This window comes from Micromonospora sp. NPDC049580 (assembly GCF_040675595.1).
Classification (GTDB): domain Bacteria; phylum Actinomycetota; class Actinomycetes; order Mycobacteriales; family Micromonosporaceae; genus Micromonospora.
The window spans coordinates 1-1,905 of the sequence record NZ_JBFAPG010000751.1; the positions used below are offsets into that span (position 1 = coordinate 1).

Annotated in this window: 2 protein-coding genes and 1 tRNA gene; all 3 read right to left on the reverse strand. The window is 73.3% G+C overall.

The window, feature by feature from the left end; genetic code table 11:
- Nucleotides 1-41: 41 nt before the first annotated feature.
- The 3 genes from AB0J68_RS31725 to AB0J68_RS31735 all read right to left on the reverse strand — a co-directional run bounded on the left by AB0J68_RS31725 (nt 42) and on the right by AB0J68_RS31735 (nt 1,586).
- Nucleotides 42-293 carry a hypothetical protein gene (locus tag AB0J68_RS31725; protein WP_354862718.1) on the reverse strand — a complete coding sequence of 84 codons (252 nt, stop codon included), beginning with the start codon at nt 291-293 and terminating at the stop codon, nt 42-44.
- Nucleotides 294-504: 211 nt separating this feature from the next.
- Nucleotides 505-581: transfer RNA gene (locus tag AB0J68_RS31730), tRNA-Met, on the reverse strand.
- A 60-nt stretch (nt 582-641) separates the two neighbouring features.
- Nucleotides 642-1,586: a hypothetical protein gene (locus AB0J68_RS31735; protein ID WP_363942521.1), complete on the reverse strand. Its 945-nt coding sequence runs from the start codon at nt 1,584-1,586 to the stop codon at nt 642-644.
- Between the last annotated feature and the right edge of the window lie 319 nt (nt 1,587-1,905).

Genomic DNA, 1,905 nt, shown 5'->3' on the forward strand with positions numbered 1-1,905 from the left:
GTCGACCGGTGGTCGTCGGCGGCCGGCCGGATGGGCCACGGTCAGCGCGGGGGGCCACCGCGTCGGCTGCGCGTCAGACGCAGCACCAGGAACACGATGATCGCCACCACCACGAGGCAGCAGAGCAGACCGAGGAAACCGAAGCCGCCGCCACGGGAGCGCCGCCGGGCGGCCTCCACCACCAACTCGCCGGTCCCCGTGGACGCCCAGGCCGCGACCGGCACGAAGACCGCCAGGACGACCGCACCGAGGACCGCGCTGAGCCGGCCCCACCACTTCCCGAATGAAGACATGCGCCCATCCTCGCCGAACGACGCAACCTCAGCACGTCGGTCCACGCCGAATTCACGCCGTTCGGGCGGCCGGAGCAGGCCCGCCGCCCTTCTGCACCCTGCCCCTTGTCGGCAGCGCCCACCGGCCGACCCCCCACGCGCACCGCACCCGGCCGGGAAACAGAAAACCCGGCCCCATCATCTGGGGCCGGGTTCCGGTGTGCACTTTCCGTGGTAGCGGGGACAGGATTTGAACCTGCGACCTCTGGGTTATGAGCCCAGCGAGCTACCGAGCTGCTCCACCCCGCGTCGACTGGTTAACCGTAGCGCACCGACCCCGGGCACCGCAAAACGACTCCGATACCGCCGTCAGCCGAGCCATTTCTCGATCGCCGCCACCGCCCGCCGGCTGTCGGCGTCGACCTGCGCGCGCTCGGCGGCGGTGTACTCCCAACCCTGCTCCCAGAGCACCGTCACCACGTCGTCGACCCGGACCGCCCGGACCAGTCGCACCTCGTACGCGCCCGGATCGCCCATGCCCTGCGGGTACGGGGCACGCAGCTCGAACAGCACCGACTCGTCGCCGTACACCCCCGGGTCCAGCAGTCGCTGCCGCCAGGTCCTGGTGTCGTCGGGCATCCGCTGCTCCGGGCAGGCGCGGACGGCCTGCCGCAGCTCCCGCAGCGCGTCGTCGGCGCGGCCGGAACGGTAGATCGCGATGCTGTGCCGATAACTGCCGTCCGGCACGTTCCCCTGCGGGGTCTCCGGTCGCTTGTAGGCCATCGACCGGGCGCGGCGCTGCACCACGGCCGACTCGCTGGGATACCGGGTCCCGCACAGCGCCGGCAGGACCGGGCCCGGCGCGGTCGATTCCAGGCCGGTCCGGTTGGCGGCCGCCAGGACGAAGAAGGCGCGGTCCGGGATCGAGGTCGGTGGGTGGGCGGTCGCCGCGCCGGTGGGCTCGGCCGAGGGCGTACCGCTCGGCGTGGCGCGCGGCGTCGGGGACGAGGGCGCCGTGGATGCCGACGGCGGCGCGGACGGCGACGGGGAGGGTGGAGGAGCCGACCCGGTGGGCAGCGGGGAGGCCGGTGTGCCGGCCGGTGGTGGCAGCGGCGCGGACCCGTCGGCGGAGAACGCCAGCCGCCCCCCGACGGCCACCCCGCCGAGCAGCACCGCCACCGCCAGCGCACTGCCGGCCACCCGGACCCGGGCCCGCCGGTCGGCATGCCGACGGACCAGCTCGGGGTGGGCCACCTCCACACCGTCGGCCACGACGGTGAGCGACCGGTACAGGTCGGAGAGTTCAGCTGACATCGTTCGCCTCCAGCTCCTCGATCTGGACGTCGGGCAGCAGTCCGCCGGGCGGTGCTGCGGTAGAACTCGTCGAAGCTCTGTGCGTCCCTCACGCCTGCCCCCTTGTCCGCGCCCCGTTGCATCAAGGACGGCGGGAGGCGGTCGCGGGTTGCGGTTCAGCGGGACAAAGCGTGTCGGAGAGGCGACAGGCCGGCATAACGTACGGACGCGACGGAGCCCCCGCCGCCCTTGATGCAACGGGGCGCGGACAAGGGGGCAGGCGTGAGGGACGCACAGAGCTTCGACGAGTTCTACCGCAGCACCGCCCGGCGGACTGCTG

Coding starts and splice junctions, on each gene's coding strand:
- AB0J68_RS31725 (WP_354862718.1), bottom strand. CDS start 293: ATGTCTTCATTCGGGAAGTGGTGGGGCCGGCTCAGCGCGGTCCTCGGT.
- AB0J68_RS31735 (WP_363942521.1), bottom strand. CDS start 1,586: ATGTCAGCTGAACTCTCCGACCTGTACCGGTCGCTCACCGTCGTGGCC.